At 73.0% G+C, this 20,258-nt stretch carries 10 protein-coding genes and 7 pseudogenes; 14 read left to right on the top strand and 3 right to left on the bottom strand.

Translation table 11 applies throughout. The features are described from left to right. Positions 1-19: 19 nt before the first annotated feature. The 12 genes and pseudogenes from QQK35_RS01645 (at position 20) to QQK35_RS01590 (ending at position 14,274) form a co-directional block, all read left to right on the top strand. Complete coding sequence (locus tag QQK35_RS01645; protein ID WP_284252362.1) at positions 20-805, top strand: TrmH family RNA methyltransferase; 786 nt, start codon at positions 20-22, stop codon at positions 803-805. Between the two features lies 1 nt (position 806). Then, on the top strand, positions 807-1,967 hold the full coding sequence (locus QQK35_RS01640; RefSeq protein WP_284252360.1) for a glycosyltransferase: 1,161 nt from the start codon (positions 807-809) through the stop codon (positions 1,965-1,967). A gap of 6 nt (positions 1,968-1,973) precedes the next feature. Continuing rightward, a pseudogene (gene pheS, locus QQK35_RS01635) lies at positions 1,974-3,007 on the top strand (phenylalanine--tRNA ligase subunit alpha). After that, the gene (pheT, locus tag QQK35_RS01630) at positions 3,007-5,496 is read left to right on the top strand and encodes a phenylalanine--tRNA ligase subunit beta (RefSeq protein ID WP_284252357.1); all 2,490 of its coding nucleotides are present in this window, start codon (positions 3,007-3,009) and stop codon (positions 5,494-5,496) included. The pseudogene pheS and the gene pheT overlap by 1 nt, the downstream one beginning before the upstream one ends. Positions 5,497-5,712: 216 nt before the next feature. Beyond that, positions 5,713-6,761, top strand: a pseudogene (argC, locus tag QQK35_RS01625) (N-acetyl-gamma-glutamyl-phosphate reductase). After that, a pseudogene (argJ, locus tag QQK35_RS01620) lies at positions 6,758-7,926 on the top strand (bifunctional glutamate N-acetyltransferase/amino-acid acetyltransferase ArgJ). The pseudogenes argC and argJ overlap by 4 nt, the downstream one beginning before the upstream one ends. Further along, positions 7,923-8,816, top strand: a complete 894-nt coding sequence (gene argB / locus QQK35_RS01615) for an acetylglutamate kinase (RefSeq protein ID WP_284252355.1) — start codon at positions 7,923-7,925, stop codon at positions 8,814-8,816. The pseudogene argJ and the gene argB overlap by 4 nt, the downstream one beginning before the upstream one ends. Before the next feature lie 35 nt (positions 8,817-8,851). Beyond that, positions 8,852-10,020: pseudogene (locus QQK35_RS01610) on the top strand (acetylornithine transaminase). After that, positions 10,017-10,939 (top strand): annotated as a pseudogene (gene argF / locus QQK35_RS01605) (ornithine carbamoyltransferase). Before QQK35_RS01610 ends, argF begins: the two co-directional pseudogenes overlap by 4 nt. A gap of 96 nt (positions 10,940-11,035) precedes the next feature. Beyond that, a complete protein-coding gene (locus QQK35_RS01600; protein WP_284252353.1) occupies positions 11,036-12,247 on the top strand; it encodes an argininosuccinate synthase in 1,212 nt (403 codons plus the stop codon). Between the two features lies 1 nt (position 12,248). After that, a pseudogene (argH, locus tag QQK35_RS01595) lies at positions 12,249-13,666 on the top strand (argininosuccinate lyase). Then, positions 13,663-14,274, top strand: a complete 612-nt coding sequence (locus QQK35_RS01590) for a DNA-3-methyladenine glycosylase (protein WP_284252350.1) — start codon at positions 13,663-13,665, stop codon at positions 14,272-14,274. Before argH ends, QQK35_RS01590 begins: the two are co-directional and overlap by 4 nt. Before the next feature lie 101 nt (positions 14,275-14,375). Here the strand turns inward: QQK35_RS01590 and QQK35_RS01585 are convergent, their stop codons facing one another. Together QQK35_RS01585 and QQK35_RS01580 are read right to left on the bottom strand one after the other, a co-directional pair. Continuing rightward, positions 14,376-14,963, bottom strand: a complete 588-nt coding sequence (locus QQK35_RS01585; RefSeq protein ID WP_284252348.1) for a hypothetical protein — start codon at positions 14,961-14,963, stop codon at positions 14,376-14,378. 4 nt (positions 14,964-14,967) lie between these two features. Then, complete coding sequence (locus QQK35_RS01580) at positions 14,968-15,444, bottom strand: DNA-binding protein (protein WP_284252346.1); 477 nt, start codon at positions 15,442-15,444, stop codon at positions 14,968-14,970. Between the two features lie 270 nt (positions 15,445-15,714). Here QQK35_RS01580 and QQK35_RS01575 point away from each other — a divergent pair, with 270 nt between their 5' ends. Next, complete coding sequence (locus QQK35_RS01575) at positions 15,715-16,515, top strand: DUF817 domain-containing protein (protein WP_431311789.1); 801 nt, start codon at positions 15,715-15,717, stop codon at positions 16,513-16,515. 116 nt (positions 16,516-16,631) lie between these two features. Here the strand turns inward: QQK35_RS01575 and QQK35_RS01570 are convergent, their stop codons facing one another. Next, positions 16,632-18,467, bottom strand: coding sequence for a DUF2207 domain-containing protein (locus QQK35_RS01570; protein ID WP_284252344.1), 1,836 nt, complete (start codon positions 18,465-18,467; stop codon positions 16,632-16,634). A gap of 36 nt (positions 18,468-18,503) precedes the next feature. On the opposite strand from QQK35_RS01570, the pseudogene tyrS reads away from it, so the two are divergent. Continuing rightward, positions 18,504-19,785 (top strand): annotated as a pseudogene (gene tyrS / locus QQK35_RS01565) (tyrosine--tRNA ligase). Positions 19,786-20,258 lie beyond the last annotated feature (473 nt).

The following is a 20,258-nucleotide window of genomic DNA, read 5'->3' as shown; positions in this document are numbered from 1 at the left end:
GTGTCCCTAGACTTTTCCTGTGATCGACAACCCGCGCTCGCCGCGGGTCCGTGCCGTGGCGAAACTCGCCAAGCGCACCGCCCGTGAGGAGACCGGCTACTTCCTGGTGGAGGGGCCGCAGGCCGTCGCCGAGGCGTTCGCCTGCCGTCCCGAGCTGGCGATCGACCTCTTCATCACCCGGAGCGCTCTCGATCGCGGCGACTTCGGCGCCGCGGCGGCGGGCGTCGACGTCGAGCTCGTCACGGATGCGGTGCTCGAGGCGATGGCCGACACCGTCACCCCGCAGGGAGTGGTCGCGGTCTTCGCCCATCTCGACCAGACCGTCGACTCGATGCTCGACCGCCAGCCGAAGCTGCTGGCGATCCTCGACGAGATCCGCGATCCGGGCAACGCCGGCACGATCATCCGCGCGGCGGACGCCACCGGTGCCGACGGGGTCGTGCTCACCGGCCGGCACGTCGATGTCTACAACCCGAAGGTCGTCCGCTCCACGACCGGGTCGGTCTTCCACGTGCCGATCGCGCAGAACGCCGCGCTGGAGGCCACGATCGCCGGGGTGCGCGAGGCCGGCATCCGGGTCGTCGCCGCCGATATCAAGGGCGACCCCCTGCCGGAGGTGCGCGAGCTGCTGCCCGAGCCGACCGCGTGGCTGTTCGGCAACGAGGCGCACGGGCTCTCCGACGAGGCGCTCGAGCTCGCCGATCGCGTCGTGCGACTGCCGATCTACGGGCGCGCCGAATCGTTGAACCTCGCCACGGCCGCCTCGGTCTGCCTGTACGAGAGCGCGTTCGCGCAGCGCGCCTGACGTGCGCATCCTCTGCTCGTTCGCCGGGGGCGCCGGGCATCTGCTGCCGCAGCTGCCGATCCTGACCGCCGCGCGCGATGCCGGACACCGCGTCGACGTCTGCGGACGCGCCCCGGCGGTGCAGGTGCTGCCGCCCGGTCTCGCGGACGAGGTGCGGGTGCGCAATGTCGTGCGCGCGGACGCGGGCGGCACGATCGCGCCGATCGCCGAGACGACCCGCGAGCACGAGCGCGCGGTCATCGGCCGCCACTTCGCCGGCGGAGTGGCGCGCCGCTCGGCCGAGGAGGTCGGGGCGCTGCTCGCCGACCGGCCCGCCGACGTCGTGCTGTGCGACGAGGTGGACTTCGGGGCGCGGCTGGCGGCGGAGCGGGCGGGTGTCCCGTGCGCGGTCGTCGGCGTCATCGCGTCGGGGGCGATCGTGCAGTGCGAGATCGTGGCGGGACCCCTCGCGGCGCTGCGCTCCGAGCTCGGTCTCGACGCCGATCCGGATGCCGCCCGCATCACCGGCGAGCTGTGGCTCTCGCCGTTCCCGCCCGCGTTCCGTGATCCGGCGTTCCCGCTGCCGGAGGGCGCGCTGTCGATCGGCCCGGCGTCGATGTCCGGGTCGGCTCCCGCGCCGGTGGCCGACGACAGCGACCGGCCTCTCGTGTACGCGACGCTCGGCACCGAGTTCAACATCGAATCCGGCGACCTGTTCTCCCGGATCCTCGCGGCCCTCGGACGGCTGCCGATCCGCGCGGTGCTGACCGTCGGCGGCGACCTCGACCCGGCGGGGTTCGACGCCCCGGCCAACGTGCGCGTCGAGCGGTTCCTCGACACGTCGGCGCTGCTGGCGGGGTGCGCGGCGGTGCTCTCGCACGGCGGCTCGGGCACGGTCATGAGCGCGATCGCGCATGCCCTGCCGCAGCTCGTTGTGCCGATGGGTGCCGACCAGCCGTTCACGGCCGACCGGGTCGAGGCGCTCGGGATCGGCCGGCGGGCCGATGCGGTGCGGTCGACGCCGGGGACCTCGCGGACGCGCTCGCGGTGGTCCTCGCCGACGACGGCCTGCGCGCCCGGGCAAGGGGCTCCGCGACGCCTGGGCCCGGGAGCCGGGACCAGGGGCCGCGGTGCGGGCGCTGGAGCACCTCGCGTCGGGGCCCGGCGCGCGCCGGTAGGCTGAATCCTCGTGTCCGAGGCCATCACCGAACCCGCGGTCGAGGCCGCCGTCGAGGCCGCGCTCGCCGCGATCGCCGGCGCGCACGACGCCGCTGCCCTGAGGGCCGCGCGCGCCGAGCATGCCGGGGAGACGTCCGCGCTCGCGCGCTTCAACGCCGCGATCCGCGACCTGCCCGGCGACCAGAAGGCGGCCGCCGGCAAGCTCGTCGGCGGGGGCGCGCGCGTGTGAATCAGGCGCTCGCGGCCCAGGAGCAGACGGTGCTCGCCGCCGAGGAGGCGGCGCGGCTGGAGAGCGAGAGCCTCGACGTCACCGAGGTGGCGTCGCGCTGGCGGGCGGGGGCGCGCCATCCGCTCACGATGCTCATGGAGCAGATGAGCGACCTGTTCATCTCGATGGGCTGGGAGATCGGCGAGGGCCCCGAGCTCGAGCACGAGTGGTTCAACTTCGACGCGCTCAACTTCGACGAGGACCACCCGGCCCGCGCCCTGCAGGACACCTTCTTCGTCGACCCGGTCGAGCGCCACCTCGTGCTGCGCACGCACACGAGCCCCGTGCAGATCCGGTCGCTGCTCACCCGGCCTCTGCCGGTCTACGTCGCCGCCGTGGGCCGCACGTTCCGCACCGACGAGGTCGATGTCACGCACACCCCGGTGTTCCACCAGATCGAGGGCATCGCGATCGATCGCGGTCTCACGATGGCGCACCTGCGCGGCACGCTCGAGCACATGGCGCGCTCGCTGTTCGGCACCGAGGCGCAGATCCGCCTGCGCCCCAACTACTTCCCCTTCACCGAGCCGAGCGCCGAGATGGACGTCTGGGTCACGAACCTCAAGGGCGGCCCGCGCTGGATCGAGTGGGGCGGCTGCGGCATGGTGAACCCCAACGTGCTGCGCTCCGCGGGCATCGACCCCGACGAGTACCAGGGCTTCGCGTTCGGCATGGGCATCGAGCGCACGCTCATGTTCCGCGACGACGTGCGCGACATGCACGACATCGTCGAGGGCGACATCCGGTTCTCGCAGCAGTTCGGGATGGTGGTCTGATGCGGGTCCCGCTGAGCTGGCTGGGCGAGTGGGTCGACCTGCCCGACGACGTGTCGCTCGAGAGCGTGCACGCCGCCCTCGTGAGGGTCGGGTTCGAGGAGGAGGACGTGCACGGCGCGGCCCTCACCGGCCCGATCGTGGTCGGGCAGGTGCTGTCGGCCGAGCCCGAGCCGCAGTCCAACGGCAAGACCATCAATTGGTGCAGCGTGGATGTCGGGGAGCCCGAGCCCAGAGGGATCGTCTGCGGCGCTCACAACTTCGGTCCGGGCGACAAGGTCGTCGTGACACTGCCGGGCGCCGTGCTCCCGGGGCCGTTCCCCATCGCGGCGCGCACGACCTACGGACACGTGAGCGACGGGATGATCGCCTCCGCGCGCGAGCTCGGCCTCGGCGACGAGCACGACGGCATCCTGCGCCTCGCCGACCTCGGGCTCGACCCCGGGGTCGGCGCCGACGCGATCCACCTGCTCGGGCTCGACGACGCGGCCGTCGAGATCAACGTGACGCCCGATCGCGGCTACGCGCTGTCGATCCGCGGCGTGGCGCGGGAATACTCGCACTCGACGGGGGCGGCGTTCCGCGACCCGGCGCAGGCCGTGACGGTCGCGACGGGCTCGGGCTTCGACGTGCGCGTCGACGACGCGGCGCCGATCCGCGGCCGGGTCGGGGCGAGCGTCTTCGTCACCCGTGCCGTGCGCGGCATCGATCCCGGCCGACCCACGCCGCCGTGGATGGCGTCCCGGCTGCGTCTGGCCGGCATCCGGTCGATCTCGCTCCCGGTCGACATCACCAACTACGTCATGCTCGAACTCGGTCAGCCCATCCACGGCTACGACCTCGCGAGGCTGACGGGCGGCATCGCCGTCCGGCGAGCGACGCCGGGTGAGACGCTCGAGACCCTCGACGGTCAGGTGCGCACGCTCTCGCCGGAGGACCTGCTCATCACCGACGACTCGGGCCCGATCGGGCTGGCCGGGGTCATGGGCGGCGCGACCACCGAGCTCTCCGGGGCCACGACCGACGTGCTCATCGAGGCCGCGAACTTCGATCCGATCTCGATCGCCCGCACCGCGCGGCGGCACAAGCTGCCGAGCGAGGCGTCGCGCCGGTTCGAGCGCGGCGTCGACCCCGCCGTGGCAGCTCCCGCGGCGCAGCGCGTCGTCGATCTGCTCGTGCAGCTCGCCGGCGGCACCGCCGACCCGCTCGGCTCGACGCTCGACGAATCCCGCCCGCCCCAGCCGATCCGGCTGGCGCCGGGACGCCCCGCGGCGCTGACCGGGGTCGGCTACACGCTCGACGAGGTGCGCGATGCGCTGCGCCTGATCGGCGCCACGGTCGATGAGGGCGCCGCCGGGTCGGACGACTGGTCGGTGACGCCGCCGACCTGGCGCCCCGACCTGATCGACGACGCCTCGCTCGTCGAAGAGGTCGCGCGCATCACCGGGTACGACCGCATCCCCTCCCTGCTGCCCCAGGCGCCGGCGGGTCGCGGTCTCACCCGCGCGCAGCTCGTGCGCCGCCGGGTCGGCACGACCCTCGCGGCGGCCGGCGGCACCGAGGTGCTCGCCTACCCGTTCCTGTCTCTCGCGGCGATCGAGCGGTTCGAACCCGGCGCCCCGAGCGTGCGGCTGGCCAACCCGCTCGACCCGCAGGCCGACCGGCTGCGGCGCTCGCTGCTGCCGGGGCTGCTGGAGGTCGCCCGCCGCAACCTCGGACGCGGGCTCCCCGACCTCGCCCTCTTCGAGCTCGGCAGCGTGGTGCGCCCCGAGGCCGGCGCCCCCGCCGGCACCGACTTCATCCCGCCGGGATCCCGGCGTCCCGACGACGCGACGCTCGCGGCGCTCGACCGGAGCATCCCGTCGCAGGGGTGGCGCGTGGCCGCGCTCTTCCTCGGCGAGGCGCTGCCCAAGCGGCCGGGTGCCGCGGCCGAGCCGGCGGGGATCGCCGACGCGCTCGACGCGGCCCGGCAGGTGGGGCTCGCGACGGCGACCCGGATCGTGCCGGAGCGGGGCGAGCATCCGGCGCTGCATCCCGGCCGCACCGCCGAGCTGCGGGTCGGCGACCGCGTCGTGGGTGTCGCGGGAGAGCTGCTGCCGTCGATCGCGGCCGAGCTCGACCTGCCGCGCGTCGTCGCGCTGCTGGAGCTCGACCTCGACGTGCTGCTCGAGCTCGGCGCCGTCGACGTGCAGGCAGCGCCCCTCGTGACGATGCCGGCCGCGACGCAGGACCTCTCCCTGGTCGTGCCGTCCGCGACGCCGGCCGGCGACGTGCTGGCCGCCGTCGTCGAGGGCGCCGGGGAGCTCCTCGAGCACGCCGCGCTCGTCGACGACTATCGCGGCCCCGGCCTGCCGGACGGGACGAAGTCGCTGACGTTCGCCCTGCGGTTCCGCGCGCCCGATCGCACGTTGACCGCGGCGGAGGCGAGCGAGGCGAAGCTCGCGGGCGCCGCCCGCGCGGGCGAGCTGTTCGGGGCCGCCGTCCGGGAGTAGCCGGAGGGGAGCGGGTCGCCCGGATTGGACCCGGCCTCGATCCGGGCAGTAGGGTCGTCCCGTGGACCAGCCCCGGACCGACCTCGAGAGCCTCGTGCTCCGTCGTGTCCGTCGCGCGCGCCGACTCTCGGCGACGCCGCGCCGCTGACCCGTCAGCCCCGTTCGCGCGACGTCGCCGCAGTCAGGCCATCGTCCGTCGAACCCTAAGGTTGAACCATGCCCCTCTCCGTCGCCGTCGCCGGCGCGAGCGGATACGCGGGGGCGAGCTGCTCCGGCTGCTCGCCGCGCACCCCGACCTCGAGGTGACCACCGTCACCGCGCACAGCAACGCCGGGCAGCCGCTCGGCGACGTCCAGCCGCACCTGCGCTCCCTCGCCGGGATGACCCTGCAGGAGACGACGCCCGAGGTGCTCGCGGGCGCCGACGTCGTCTTCCTCGCCCTGCCGCACGGGCAGTCCGGCGCCCTCACGGCGCGGCTTCCCGACGACGTCGTGGTGATCGACTGCGGCGCCGACCACCGGCTCACCGATCCCGCCGCGTGGGACCGCTTCTACGGCGGCGAGTTCTTCGGCGCCTGGGATTACGGCCTGCCCGAGCTGCTGATCGACGGAGGGACCGGCAGGCAGCGCGACACGCTGGCCGGGTCGACCCGGATCGCCGCCCCCGGCTGCAATGCGAGTGCGGTCACCCTGGCCCTGGCCCCGGCCCTCGCGGCCGGCGTCGCGCGCGCGCAGGACCTCGTCGCGGTGCTCGCCGTCGGCACGTCCGGGGCGGGCAAGAGCGCCAAGACGAGCCTGCTGGCCAGCGAGATCGCGGGGTCGGCGTCCGCGTATCAGGTGGGCGGCGTCCACCGGCACATCCCCGAGATCCAGCAGAACCTCGTCGCGGCCGGCGCCACCGACCCCACCCTCTCGTTCACGCCGGTGCTCGTGCCGATGTCGCGCGGCATCCTCGCGACGGCCACCGCCGCGCTCGCGCCGGGCGTCTCGGCCGCCGAGGTGCGCGAGGCGTACGCGTCGGCGTACGCGGGGGAGCCGTTCGTGCAGCTGCTGCCCGAGGGCGTGTTCCCGCGGTCCGGCGACACCACGGGAGCCAACACGGCGCTCATCGGGATCGCCGTCGACGAGGCCGCGAACCGGCTCGTCGCGCTCTGCGCCATCGACAACCTCGTCAAGGGCACCGCAGGTGCGGCGATCCAGTCCGCCAACCTCGCGCTCGGCTTCGAGGAGACGACCGCCCTGCCCCTGAACGGAGTCGCGCCGTGAACAGTTCGGCCGGTACCGCCGTCACCGCCCCCGCCGGATTCGAGGCGGCCGGTGTCGCCGCGGGTCTCAAGGCCTCCGGCGCCCTCGACCTCGCCCTCGTCGTCAACCGCGGCCCGCGGCAGGACGCCGCGGTCGTGTTCACGAGCAACCGCGCCCAGGCCAACCCGATCATCTGGTCGAAGCAGGTCGCGGCCGACGGGCGGGTGAGCGCGATCGTGCTCAACTCGGGTGGCGCCAACTGCTTCACCGGGGCCGAGGGGTTCCAGACGACGCACGCGACCGCGGAGGCGGTGGCCGAGTCACTCGGCGTGAGCGCCGGCGACGTGCTGGTGTGCTCGACCGGGCTCATCGGCGATCAGCTGCCGCGCGAGAAGCTCGTGGCGGGCGTCGCCTCGGCCGCCTCCGTCCTCGGCGCCGGCGGGGAGCCGACGCGGCCGCCGCCATCATGACGACCGACACCCGGCCCAAGACCGTGGTGATCGAGCGCGACGGCTGGCGGGTCGGAGGCATGGCCAAGGGCGCGGGCATGCTCGCGCCGGGACTCGCGACGATGCTCGTGGTGCTCACGACGGACGCCGACGTCGACGCGTCCGCGCTCGACGCCGTCCTGCGGGCCGCGACCCGGGTGAGCTTCGACCGCCTCGACAGCGACGGCTGCATGTCGACCAACGACCAGGTCTCGCTGCTGGCGAGCGGGGCATCCGGGGTCGCGCCGTCCGCGGCCGAGCTGACGGAGGCCGTCACGGCCGCTTGCCTCGACCTCGCGCGACAGCTGCAGGGCGATGCCGAGGGCGCCAGCCACGACATCGCGATCGAGGTCGTGCACGCCGCCTCGGAGGACGACGCCGTCGAGGTCGGCCGAGCCGTCGCGCGCAGCAACCTGTTCAAGGCGGCGATCTTCGGCAACGACCCCAACTGGGGCAGGGTGCTGGCCGCGATCGGCACGACGCGGGCGGCGTTCGATCCGTACGCGGTCGACGTCGCGATGAACGCCGTGCGGGTGTGCTCGAGCGGCGCGCCGGACCGGCCGCGCGACGAGGTCGACCTCACGCCGCGCGCGACGCACGTGCTCATCGACCTGAAGGCCGGCGACGCCACGGCGACGATCCTCACCAACGACCTCACGCACGACTACGTGCACGAGAACTCGGCGTACGCGTCATGAGCGACGTGGTGCTGGACGATCTGGACGCGGTGGACAAGGCCGCGGTCCTCATCGAGTCGCTGCCGTGGCTGCAGCGCTTCGCCGGCCGCATCGTCGTCGTCAAGTTCGGCGGCAACGCGATGGTCGACGAGGAGCTGCAGCGCGCGTTCGCGCAGGACATGGTCTATCTGCGGCACGTCGGCATCCGGCCGGTCGTCGTGCACGGCGGCGGGCCGCAGATCACGTCGATGCTCGAACGGCTCGGCATCCCGAGCGAGTTCCGCGGCGGCTACCGCGTGACCACGCCGGAGGCGATGGACGTCGTGCGCATGGTGCTGACCGGCCAGGTGAGCCGGGAACTCGTGAGCCTCATCAACGAGCACGGGCCGCTCGCGGCCGCGATCTCGGGCGAGGACGCCGGGCTGTTCCGCGGACGCCGGCGCGAGGCGATCGTCGACGGCCAACCGGTCGACATCGGCCTGGTCGGCGACGTCGTGGAGGTCGACCCCGCGGCCGTGATCGCGCAGCTCGACGCGGGGCGCATCCCGGTCGTCTCCTCGATCGCGCCCGACCTCGACCAGCCGGGGCAGTCGCTCAACGTCAACGCCGACTCGGCCGCCGCGTCGCTCGCCATCGCCCTCGGTGCCGCGAAGCTCGTGGTGCTCACCGACGTCGCGGGGCTGTACCGCGACTGGCCCGACCGCGACGCGCTCGTCAGCCAGATCGACGCCGCCGAGCTGACCCGGCTGCTGCCGAGCCTTTCGAGCGGCATGATCCCGAAGATGACCGCGTGCCTGGATGCCGTGCTCGGCGGCGTGCCCAAGGCGGCGATCATCGACGGCCGGCGCCCGCACTCGATCCTGCTCGAGATCTTCACGGACGCCGGCGTCGGCACGGAGGTGATCCCGTGAACGCGTCCACCTTCACCACCCGGTTCCGCGCCGCGATGATGCCCACCGTCCCGTCGCCGCTCGCCATGCTCTCGCACGGCAAGGGCGCCCGGGTCTGGGACGTCGAGGGCACCGAGTACCTCGACTTCCTCGGGGGCATCGCGGTCAACGCGCTCGGGCACGCGCATCCGGTCTTCACCCGCGCCGTGTCGGCGCAGGCGGAGCGGCTCGCGCACATCTCCAACTACTTCGCGAGCGAGCCCGAGCTCGCGCTCGCCGAGCGGCTGACCCGGCTGACCGGCGGCGACGCGGTGTACTTCACCAACTCCGGCACGGAGGCGATCGAGGCGGCCGTGAAGCTCGCCCGGCGCACCGGCCGGCCGCGCATCCTGTCGCTCACCGGCTCGTTCCACGGCCGCACGATGGGGGCGCTGTCGCTCACCGGCAAACCCGTGCTGCAGGACCCGTTCCGGCCGCTGCTGCCGGGGTCGAGCAGATCGCGCCGACCATCGCGGCGCTCGAGAAGGCGCTGGCCGACGACGTCGCCGCCCTCGTGGTCGAGCCGATCCAGGGCGAGGCCGGTGTCGTCGACCTGCCGGACGGCTACCTCGCCGCCGCGCGAGAACTGACCTCGCGGCACGGGGCGCTGCTGATCCTCGACGAGATCCAGACGGGCATCGGCCGCACCGGCGACTGGTTCGTCTACCAGGCCGAGGGCGTTCTGCCGCCGGGAGCGGCGCCGGATGCCGTGGCGCTGGCCAAGGGGCTCGGCGGCGGCTTCCCGATCGGGGCGCTCGTCGGCTTCGGCGCCGCCGCTCAGCTGCTGCAGCCCGGGCAGCACGGCTCGACCTACGGCGGCAACCCGCTCGCCACCGCCGTGGCCGGCGCGGTGCTCGCCGAGATCGAGGACGCGGGCCTGGTCGCGAACGCGGCGCTGCGCGGGGCCGAGCTGCGCGCGGCGATCGCGGGGATGGCATCCCCGCTCGTCGCGGAGCTCTCCGGCCGCGGCCTGCTGATCGGCGTCGTCCTGACCCGGCCCGTCGCGAAGGAGATCGTCGCCGCGGCCCAGGAGCGCGGGCTCATCGTCAACGCCGCCGCGGAATCCCGCGTCCGGCTCGCCCCGCCGCTCATCATCGGCGACGCCGAGGTGGCCGAGTTCACCGAGAAGTTCGCCGCGGCGCTCGCCGCGGTCGCCGCCTCCACTCCGACGGGAGCCACCGCATGACCCGCCATTTCCTCCGCGACGACGACATCAGCCCGGCCGAGCAGACCGACATCCTCGACCTCGCGGAGAGGATCAAGGCCGACCGCTGGGGGTGAAGCCGCTCGCCGGACCGCAGACCGTCGCCGTCATCTTCGACAAGTCGTCGACGCGCACCCGGGTGAGCTTCGCGGTGGGGATCGCCGACCTCGGCGGCAGCCCGCTGATCATCTCGACCGCGAACAGTCAGCTCGGGGGCAAGGAGACGCCGTCCGACACGGCCCGTGTGCTCGAGCGGATGGTGTCGGCGATCGTCTGGCGCACCTACGCGCAGGAGGGCCTGGAGGAGATGGCGCGGGGCACCCGGGTGCCCGTCGTCAACGCCCTGAGCGACGTCTTCCATCCGTGCCAGCTGCTCGCGGACCTGCTCACGATCCGCGAGCACAAGGGCGCATTGGCCGGCCTGACCGTCGCGTTCCTCGGGGACGGCGCCGACAACATGGTGCACTCCTATCTCCTCGCGTGCGCGACGGCCGGCATGCATCTGCGTGTCGGGTTCCCCGAGGCGTATGCCCCGGATGCCGGGATCGTCGCCGACGCCGAGCGCATCGCCGACACGACCGGTGGCTCGATCACATTGCTGCACGACCCCGAGGAGGCCGTCGCCGGCGCCGATGTCGTCGTGACCGACACCTGGGTGTCGATGGGCAAGGAGGAGGAGAAGGCGGTCCGCGTCGCCGCGCTCGGCGACTACCAGGTGACGCCGGACCTCATGGCGCTGGCGAAGCCGGACGCGATCTTCCTGCACTGCCTCCCCGCCGATCGCGGCTACGAGGTCGCCGCCTCGGTCATCGACGGGCCGCGGTCGGTCATCTGGGACGAGGCGGAGAACCGCCTGCACGCCCAGAAGGCGCTCCTCATCTGGCTCCTCGAGCGCGCCTGAGGTGACACTTTTCGTCGCCTCCCCGGGCCCGGGCACGACGAAAGCTGCCACCTCACCGATCTTTAGACTGATTCCGAACTCAAGGAGACACAGCACATGGCAGAACGCGTCGTCCTCGCCTACTCGGGCGGACTCGACACCTCGGTCGGCATCGGCTGGCTGCACGACGCCACCGGCAAGGAGGTCGTGGCGCTCGCCGTCGACGTCGGCCAGGGCGGCGAGTCGATGGACGACATCCGGCAGCGCGCCCTCGACTGCGGCGCCGTCGAGGCGGTCGTGGTCGACGCGAAGAACGAGTTCGCCGACGAGTTCATCGTGCCGGCGCTGAAGGCGAACGCGCTCTACCAGAAGCGCTATCCGCTGGTCTCGGCTCTCAGCCGGCCCCTCATCGCGAAGCACCTCGCGCGCGTCGCGAAGGAGCTGGGCGCCGACTCGGTCGCCCACGGCTGCACGGGCAAGGGCAACGATCAGGTGCGCTTCGAGGCCGCGGTCGCCGCTCTCGCTCCGGACCTCACGAGCATCGCGCCGATCCGCGACCTCGCGCTCACCCGCGACAAGGCGATCGCCTACGCCGAGGAGCACGGCCTTCCGATCAAGCAGAGCAAGAAGAACCCCTACTCGATCGACAAGAACGTGTGGGGTCGCGCGGTCGAGACCGGCTTCCTCGAGGACCCGTGGAACGCTCCCATCGAGGACCTGTACGAATACACGCAGGACCCGTCGGTCGACCGCCCGGCCGACGAGGTGACCGTCACCTTCGCCGAGGGCGTGCCGGTCGCGATCGACGGCAGGGTCGTCTCGCCGCTCGAGGCGGTGCAGCAGCTCAACGCCCTCGCCGGCAAGCACGGCATCGGCCGGATCGACATCGTCGAGGACCGCCTCGTCGGCATCAAGAGCCGCGAGGTCTACGAGGCCCCGGCCGCGCTCGCGCTCATCGCGGCGCACGAAGAGCTCGAGAACCTGACGCTGGAGCGCGACCTCGGCCGCTACAAGCGCGGCGTCGAGGTGCAGTGGGCCGACCTGGTCTACGACGGACTCTGGTTCTCGGGGCTCAAGCGCAGCCTCGACGCGTTCATCGACCACACGCAGCAGCACGTGTCCGGTGACATCCGGATGACGCTGGCGGGCGGGCGGGCGACCGTGACGGGCCGGCGCAGCGTCGAGAGCCTCTACGACTTCTCCCTCGCCACGTACGACACGGGCGACACCTTCGACCAGTCGCTCGCCAAGGGCTTCATCGAGCTGTGGTCGCTGCCGTCGAAGATCTCGGCGCGCCGCGACCTGCCGTCCCACAGCTCGGGGGACTGACGTGGCGCTCTGGGGCGGACGGTTCGCCGGCGGCCCGTCGCCGGAGCTCGCCGCGCTGAGCCGCTCCACCGGGTTCGACTGGGAGCTGTGGCCGTACGACATCGCGGGGTCGCACGCGCACGCCCGCGCGCTCACCGCGGCGGGCCTGCTGTCGCCGGATGACGAGGCCGCCATGCACGCCGGGCTCGACGCGGTCGCGGCGCGGCTGGCCTCCGGCGAGCTCGTGGCGACCGATGCCGACGAGGACGTGCACGGCGCGCTCGAGGCGGCCCTCGTCGTCGAGGTCGGCCCCGAGCTCGGAGGGCGGCTGCGGGCCGGCCGCAGTCGCAACGACCAGATCGCCACGCTCATCCGGCTCTACCTGCTCGACCATGCCGAGGCGATCCGGCACCAGCTCGTGCAGCTCATCGACGCGATCGCCGGGCAGGCCGAGGCGCACCCGGGCGCCGCGATGCCGGGCCGCACCCACCTGCAGTCCGCCCAGCCGGTGTTGCTCGCGCATCACCTGCTCGCCCACGCCTGGCCGCTCGTGCGCGACCTGGAGCGACTGCGCGACTGGCGCGCGCGCGCGGTCGGATCGCCCTACGGGGCGGGGGCGCTCGCCGGCAACGCGCTCGGCATCGACCCCGCGATCGTGGCGCGCGAGCTCGGTCTGGGGGAGCCGCTGCCGAACTCGATCGACGCGACGGCGGCGCGCGATGTCGTGGCCGAGTTCGCGTACATCGCGGCGCAGATCGGCATCGACCTCTCGCGCTTCGCCGAGGACATCATCGTCTGGAACACCCGCGAGTTCGGCTTCGTGCGTCTCGACGACGGCTATTCGACGGGCTCGAGCATCATGCCGCAGAAGAAGAACCCCGACATCGCGGAGCTGGCCCGGGGCAAGGCGGGTCGGCTGATCGGCGACCTGACCGGGCTCCTCGCCACGCTCAAGGGCCTCCCGCTCGCGTACAACCGCGACCTCCAGGAGGACAAGGAGCCGGTCTTCGACGCCGTCCGCACGCTCGAGACGCTGCTGCCCGCGTTCGCCGGCATGGTCGCGACCCTGGTGTTCGACGAGGAGAGGATGGCGGCTCTGGCGCCCGAGGGCTTCTCGCTCGCGACCGATGTGGCCGACTGGCTCGTGCGGCGCGGCGTGCCGTTTCGGGAGGCGCACGAGATCTCGGGCGCGCTCGTCCGGCTCTGCGAGGAGCGGGGATCGGGCTGCACGAGGCGAGCGACGCCGACTATGCGGGAATCGATCCGCGGCTCACCGGCGAGGTGCGCTCGGTGCTCACCGTCGCGGGATCGCTCTCCGCCCGCGACCAGCGCGGCGGCACCGCGCCGGAGCGCGTCGCGGAGCAGCTGACGGAGCTGGTGGCCGCCGTGCGCGGGCTCGCCCCGGCCTCGCTCACGCAGGTGCCGCCGGCTCGGCCGTGAGCGCGCCGCTGGACCTGCTCGAGCGGCCGTCGATCGAGGTCGCGCCGCTGCTGCTCGGTGCGGTGCTGCATGGCCGCGGCGTGAGCATGCGGATCACCGAGGTGGAGGCCTACCTCGGCGAGCTCGACCCCGGCTCGCACGCCTTCCGCGGTCGCACCCGCCGCAACGCCGTCATGTACGGACCGCCCGGCCACCTCTACGTCTACTTCACCTACGGCATGCACACCTGCGCCAACGTGGTGTGCTCGCCGGAGGGCACCGCGACCGCCGTGCTGCTGCGCGCGGGCGAGATCGTCGACGGCGCCGATCTGGCGCGCGAGCGACGCACGACCACGCGATCGGATGCCGACCTCGCCCGCGGGCCGGCGCGCCTCACGGTGGCCCTCGGCATCGCGCTCTCCGACGACGGCGACGACCTCTCGTCGGGCCCGATCACGCTGGAGCCCGCCGGCCGGCCCGCTCCGGAGGTCGCCACCGGTCCGCGCACGGGCGTCTCGGGGGCGGGCGGCACGGACGCGTACCCGTGGCGGTTCTGGATCCCGGGCGACCCGACGGTCTCGCCCTACAAGAAGCACAGCCCGAAGCGCCGCACTCCCGCCGTGCGCTGAGCCCGAGCGCCCACGTCTGCACCACGCGGGCACCGACATCCGCGCCGGGGTGATGCAACCAGAGGCGCTCGCCGCGGAGCCGCGCGCCGAGAAGCGGCCGGCTAGAAGACCGACCCCGCCAGCCACACGATCCCGCCGCAGGCCGCTGCCCAGATCATGCTCACGAGGGTGCCGATGATGAATCGTTCGCGCACCTCGGGCGAGCTGAGCTCCGAGAACCGGCCGAGGCCCTTCACGGCGACGATCACGGCGACCGCCTCCGGATGCCCCACGACGATGGAGACGACGATCGCCGCGCGCTCGAGGTAGCCGATGATCGCGCCGCCGCGCAGCACCTCTCGCGGCTTCCGGCCGTCCTCGCCCTCGACGACGATGCCGCCCGCGACGCCCTCCCGCTCGGTCTGCGCAGGCGCCGTCCGGCGCAGCACGAGCATCGTGAGCGGGCTCCCCGCGACGACGCCGAGCGCCGCGACCACGAGGGCGAGCATCACCCAGAACGCGGGGGCCGGGGCGGGCACTGCGAGCCGGAAGGCCAGCAGGAGCGCACCGAGACCGACGGGCAGCAGGGCGACGAGCGCCAGCAGGGGCTGGCGCATCCGCGCCGCGAGTGCGGACAGCACCAAGGCGCCCGCGGTCACTAGGATCGCGAGCAGCCAGACGACGACCTCGAGCACGACGGGCACGATCATGGGCTCAATCCTCCCCGCTGCCGCGCCCGTCGGAGTCCGCGACAGGCGCGGCATCCGGATCGGCCGTGTCGAGCAGCGAGGCCAACGCGCCGCGCGCCGCCGAGTCGAGCCGCACGCCGGCCGCGAGCGCGCGTCGCGACGCCGCCTGCGGCGTGATCCCGAGCCGCGCGGCGGCGTCCTTCTGGCTGAGCCCGCCCTCCATGAGGTCCCACATCTCCCATCCGGGATCGGTGCGGCGGCCCCGGAAGTAGAGCAGCAGGTCGATGAGCGGCTGGATCGTGGCGGTCTGACGGGCGTCGTCGGCGATCACGACGCAGCCGTAGGGATGGCGACGGGCCTCCTCGACGCCGGAGCGCGCGTTCACGAAGGCGCTGCCGCCGACCGCGCGGGTGACGTCAGGGAGCGGGAGACGCACGCGTCCGATCCCGATGCCGACCCGCCAATCGCCGGTGCGGAGCAGGGCGAGCGCGGCGTCGAGCACCGCGCGGCCGTCGCGCGCGAGGGCCTGGACCTCGTCGCCGGCCGTGCGGTCGGGGGAGCACGTACCGGTCCGCTCCCAGGCCCAGAAGGATCTCGAGCGCGTCGTCTGCGAGATCGTCGCCGTGCCGGCTGTCGATCTGGTCCGCCGTCATCGTGAGCATGGAAATCCTTTGATCGAGTCCTGATCAAGCATAATACGTTGATTACACACGAGTCAACGTTCCGACGGCCAGGAGGACGAGCTCTCACCTCCGCCTGACTACGGTGAACCGTGGCCGGGCTGACCTCTGTCGAGCGCATCATCGACGCGGCCGCCCACCGCATCCTCGACCGCCCCGGCCGGCCGGCGCTCAGCCGGGTCCGGGGTGCGCTCGTCGAGATCCTCGTCTTCGGGGCCAAGCAGGCGTGGGCCGCGCTCTTCGGCGGCATCATGCTCGCCGTGCTCGTCGGCACCGAGCTCTGGTACCCCGATCACGCGGCGCTCGATCGCAACGATCTGCGCACGATCCTCGCCGTGCTCGTGCAGGTCTGCATGGTGCTCGGCCGCCTCGAGACGCTGCGCGAGCTGCGGGTGATCATCCTGTTCCACGTCGTCGGCACCGTCATGGAGCTGTTCAAGACCGACGTCGGCTCGTGGATCTACCCGCCGGGCGGCGTGCTGCACATCGCCAACGTGCCGCTGTTCTCCGGCTTCATGTACGCCGCGGTCGGCTCGTACCTCGTGCGCGTGTTCCGGCTGTTCGACCTGCGCTTCGACCGCTATCCGCCGCGCTGGGTCGGCGGGGTGCTCGCCGCGCTCATCTACGTCAACTTCTTCAGCCACCACTGGATCATCGACCTGCGCTGGCTGCTCATCGCCGCGGTCGTCACGCTGTTCTGGGTCACCTCGATGGAGTTCCGCATCCTGCGGGTGCGCGTCCGGATGCCGCTGCTCGCCGCCTTCGTGGGCGTCGCGTTCGTCATCTGGATCGCCGAGAACGTGGGCACCGCCAGCGGCACGTGGCTGTACCCTCGCAGCTGCACGGATGGCATCCGGTGCCGATCTCGAAGATGGGCTCCTGGTTCCTGCTGATGATGATCTCGGTGGCTCTCGTCACCTGGGTCTACCCGCCGCAGCCGCCCGACCTGCCCGAGGAGGCCGCGGAGCAGGATGCGCGCGAGGGGCTCAGCGAGGCCCGCGACGCCGGATCACCAGCCGCCTCCGCCTCCACCGCCGCCCCCGCCGCCGGAGAACCCGCCCCCGAACGACCCGCCGAAGGAGCTGCTGGAACCGGAGCCGGACCATGACGAGCTCGACGACACCGTGGGCGTCGCGGCGAAGCCGCTCGGCTGCATCGAGTGGCTGAACGCCGCGAGTCCGACGAGCAGCGCCGGCCCCGTGAGATCGAGGTTCGAGGGTGCGGCGCTCGGCGTCGTCGCGTAGTGCTCGCCCAGCACCTTCGCCCAGCGACCCTCGACACCCCAGACCATGGCCCACGGCAGGAGGCGCTCGTAGAGATCGACGACGGCCGCGTCGTCGGCGGGGTCGATCCGGGTCCGTTCGGCGCCCTGCGGGCTCTGCAGCACCCGTAGCCGGTCGGCCTCGGCCAGCTCCAGATAGTCGCGCAGACCGAGCAGCTGGTCGCGGATCGCGGATCCCTTCGCGCTCAGGCGCTCCGGCATCCCGGCGAAGGCGATCGTGATCGGTGCGCCCACCAGCACGGCGAGCACGAGCCAGACCCACTCCGGGCCGACCACGTCACGGTCGTCCGCCCAGAGGAAGATCGCGACCGCGCCGGCCATGCACAGGAACGCGACCCAGCGCATGAGCGTGGTGAGCGGGCTCTTGCGGCCGACGACGAGCCGACGCGCGCGCAGCGCCCCGTGGGCCTGCTGCTGCAGCGTGCGAAGGCGATCCCCGAGCTTGCGGTCCGAACGGTCGAGCACGAGGCGCTTGTGCTTCTGCGTGCCGCCGAAGACCTTCTCGAGCGCCGCGCGGTCGTCCGTCTGGGTGAGGCGATCCGGGTCGACGAGGTCGAGGCGGTAGCGCTCGTCGTGCTCGGCGTCGGGATCCTCGACCAGACGCGCCGCGCCCGTGACCGCGAACTGCACGAGCACCGCGGGCAGTGCGGCGGCGTCGCGGTGCAGCAGCATCGCGGCCGACATCACCCCGATGTCCTCGGGCGGCTCGTAGCGCGGCACGATGATCGCTCCCGGCGCGTCGCGCCAGAACACGAGCCGCAGCAGCACGATCGCGACGGCGATGGCCGCGACGAGGCCGGCGAGCACCCATGGCGCGACCGCGACCACCCAGGAATCGTCGGGGGTCGGGCCGGGGGTGAACGTGTGCGGGCGGAATCCGATCGCGATCGTGAGCGTCGAGTACGGCCCGACCGCGTCCGTCTTCGCCGTGAAGCCGTCGGACGTGCGCTGCAGGGCGCACTCCCCGCCGCCCGGGGGCGGGTAGCACGCGGTCCGGCCGGTGAGCCGGCTCGCGAGTCCGTCGCGCAGGTGCACGGTCGTGCTCACGGCGCCGAAGCCCTGACCCCAGCCGTCGCCGTTCACGTCCCAGTAGAACTCGTCGTCGCCCTTGTCGAACGGATGCGCGGCGTGCAGCTGGGTGTACCGGATGACGTAGGTGTGCCGACCGTGCACGTAACGGTCGGCGTCGCCGATCCGCAGCTGCGTGAAGTCGCCGTCGCGGCTGACGTCGACGTGAGCCGGTCGGCCGTCGTCGGTGACGCTGCGGAGCGTGAAGCCGTTCTCGACCCTGGTCGTCTCGTCGTAGCTCGGCACGGCGCGCAGGATGCCGTGATTCAGGTCGGCGGTCGGGAAGTCGGCGACGATCGTCTCGGTCACCGCGAGGGTCGAGTGGCCCGCCGCGTCGAGGCCGAGCGTGTAGTCGGCGTGGAACGACGCGAAGGTGAGGGCCGTGTCGTCCGCGTGCGCGGGCGAGGCGTCCAGCGCGATGCCGCCGGCCGTGAGGCCGAGTGCGACCGCGGCGAGGAGCAGACGGGTGGCCCGATGGCGGGGGATCGCTCGCACGCGGTGAGCCTATCGAGCAGCCGGTAGCCTGATCCGGTGCATCGCCCGGCCAATGATCCGACGTTCGACGACGTCTGGGAGGAGCTCGTCTGGCGCGGGCTCGTGCAGGTGTCGACCGACGAGGGCGAGCTCAAGCGGCTCCTCGCGGGCGAGCCGATCACGTTCTACTGCGGGTTCGATCCCACCGCCGCGAGCCTGCACCTGGGCAACCTGGTGCAGCTGCTCACGATGCGCCGCATCCAGCTCGCCGGTCATCGTCCGCTGGGTCTGGTCGGCGGCTCGACCGGCCTGATCGGCGATCCCCGCTCGACGACCGAGCGCACCCTGAACTCCAAGGAGCAGGTCGCCGAGTGGGTCGCCCTGCTACGGGCCCAGGTCGAGCGCTTCCTGTCGTTCGAGGGCGCGAATGCGGCCCGGATGGTCAACAACCTCGACTGGACCGAGCCCATGTCGGTCATCGACTACCTGCGCGACATCGGCAAGCACTACCGGGTCGGCACGATGATCAAGAAGGAGATCGTCGCCTCGCGCCTGAACAGCGCCGAGGGCATCTCCTACACGGAGTTCAGCTACCAGATCCTGCAGGGCATGGACTACCTGCATCTGTACCGGGAGCACGGCTGCCGGCTGCAGACCGGAGGCAGCGACCAGTGGGGCAACCTCACGAGCGGGGTCGACCTCATCCACCGCGCCGAGGGGACGTCGGTGCACGCGATCGGCACGCCGCTCATCACCAACAGCGACGGCACCAAGTTCGGCAAGAGCGAGGGCAACGCGATCTGGCTCGACCCCGTGCTCTGCAGCCCCTACGCCTTCTACCAGTTCTGGCTCAACACCGACGACGCGGACGTGATCGAGAGGCTCAAGGTCTTCACCTTCCTGACGCGTGCCGAGATCGAGCAGCTCGCGGCGGCCGTCGCGGCGGAACCCTTCAAGCGCGCCGCGCAACGCACGCTCGCGCGTGAGGTGACGTCGCTCGTGCACGGTGAGCCGGCGACGGATGCCGTGATGGCGGCGTCCGAGGCGCTGTTCGGGCAGGGCGACCTCGCCGCGCTCGACGCCGCCACCCTCGAGTCCGCGATCTCGGAGCTGCCGTCGGCGACCGGGGCGAGCGACACCCCGATCGCCCAGCTGCTCGTGGATGCCGGCCTCACCTCGAGCCTGGGGAGTCGCGCCGCGCGATCGAGCAGGGCGGCGTGTACCTCAACAACGGCCGGATCGACGACACCGCGGCCGTGCTCGGAGATGGGCTGCTGGCCGGGGAGTGGCGGTGCTGCGGCGCGGCAAGCGCACCCTCGCCGGCGTGCGGCACGTCTGAGCGCCCCCGTTCGGGGGCGACTCGGCGTCGGCGCGCTCGACGGGAACCGCCGGTGTCATAGGCTCCCACCGGAGGCAGCCGATGGATTCCGAGGACGAGACGCGCGACGGGCTCGACGCGCTGTCGAGCCTGTTCGAGCCGCGGACCGCGCCCCTTCCGGCGCAGGCTGCCGCGCCGGTTCCGCCGGCCGGTTCCGTGCCGCCGTCGGCGCAGATCCCGCCCGCGTTCGGCTCCCCGTTCCCCGATCCCGCTCCCGCCGCGGCGCCGCGCGGAGCTCCGGTGTCCGATCCGGCGTCCCGGCCGCCGTTCTCACCGCCGCCGCTGGTGCCGGTCGGCGTCTCCCCGCCCCGCGAGCCGGCGCGTCCCGATCCGGCGACTGCGGATCCGACCGGCCCCGCTGCCGCGCCGGCGGGCGCCGCCCCGGTGACGAGCGTGCCCGCTGGACCGGTCCCGGCTCCCGCCTTCGGAGGCGC

The organism is Pseudolysinimonas kribbensis (assembly GCF_030161895.1).
Taxonomy (GTDB): domain Bacteria; phylum Actinomycetota; class Actinomycetes; order Actinomycetales; family Microbacteriaceae; genus Pseudolysinimonas; species Pseudolysinimonas kribbensis.
The sequence above is the reverse complement of the archived record's forward strand: the minus strand, read 5'-3'. Positions and strand labels throughout refer to the sequence as shown.

Excerpts from the sequence above, each read along its gene's own strand:
- pheT (WP_284252357.1), top strand. The coding sequence starts at position 3,007 with ATGCGGGTCCCGCTGAGCTGGCTGGGCGAGTGGGTCGACCTGCCCGAC.
- argB (WP_284252355.1), top strand. The coding sequence starts at position 7,923 with ATGAGCGACGTGGTGCTGGACGATCTGGACGCGGTGGACAAGGCCGCG.
- QQK35_RS01600 (WP_284252353.1), top strand. The coding sequence starts at position 11,036 with ATGGCAGAACGCGTCGTCCTCGCCTACTCGGGCGGACTCGACACCTCG.
- QQK35_RS01585 (WP_284252348.1), bottom strand. The coding sequence starts at position 14,963 with ATGATCGTGCCCGTCGTGCTCGAGGTCGTCGTCTGGCTGCTCGCGATC.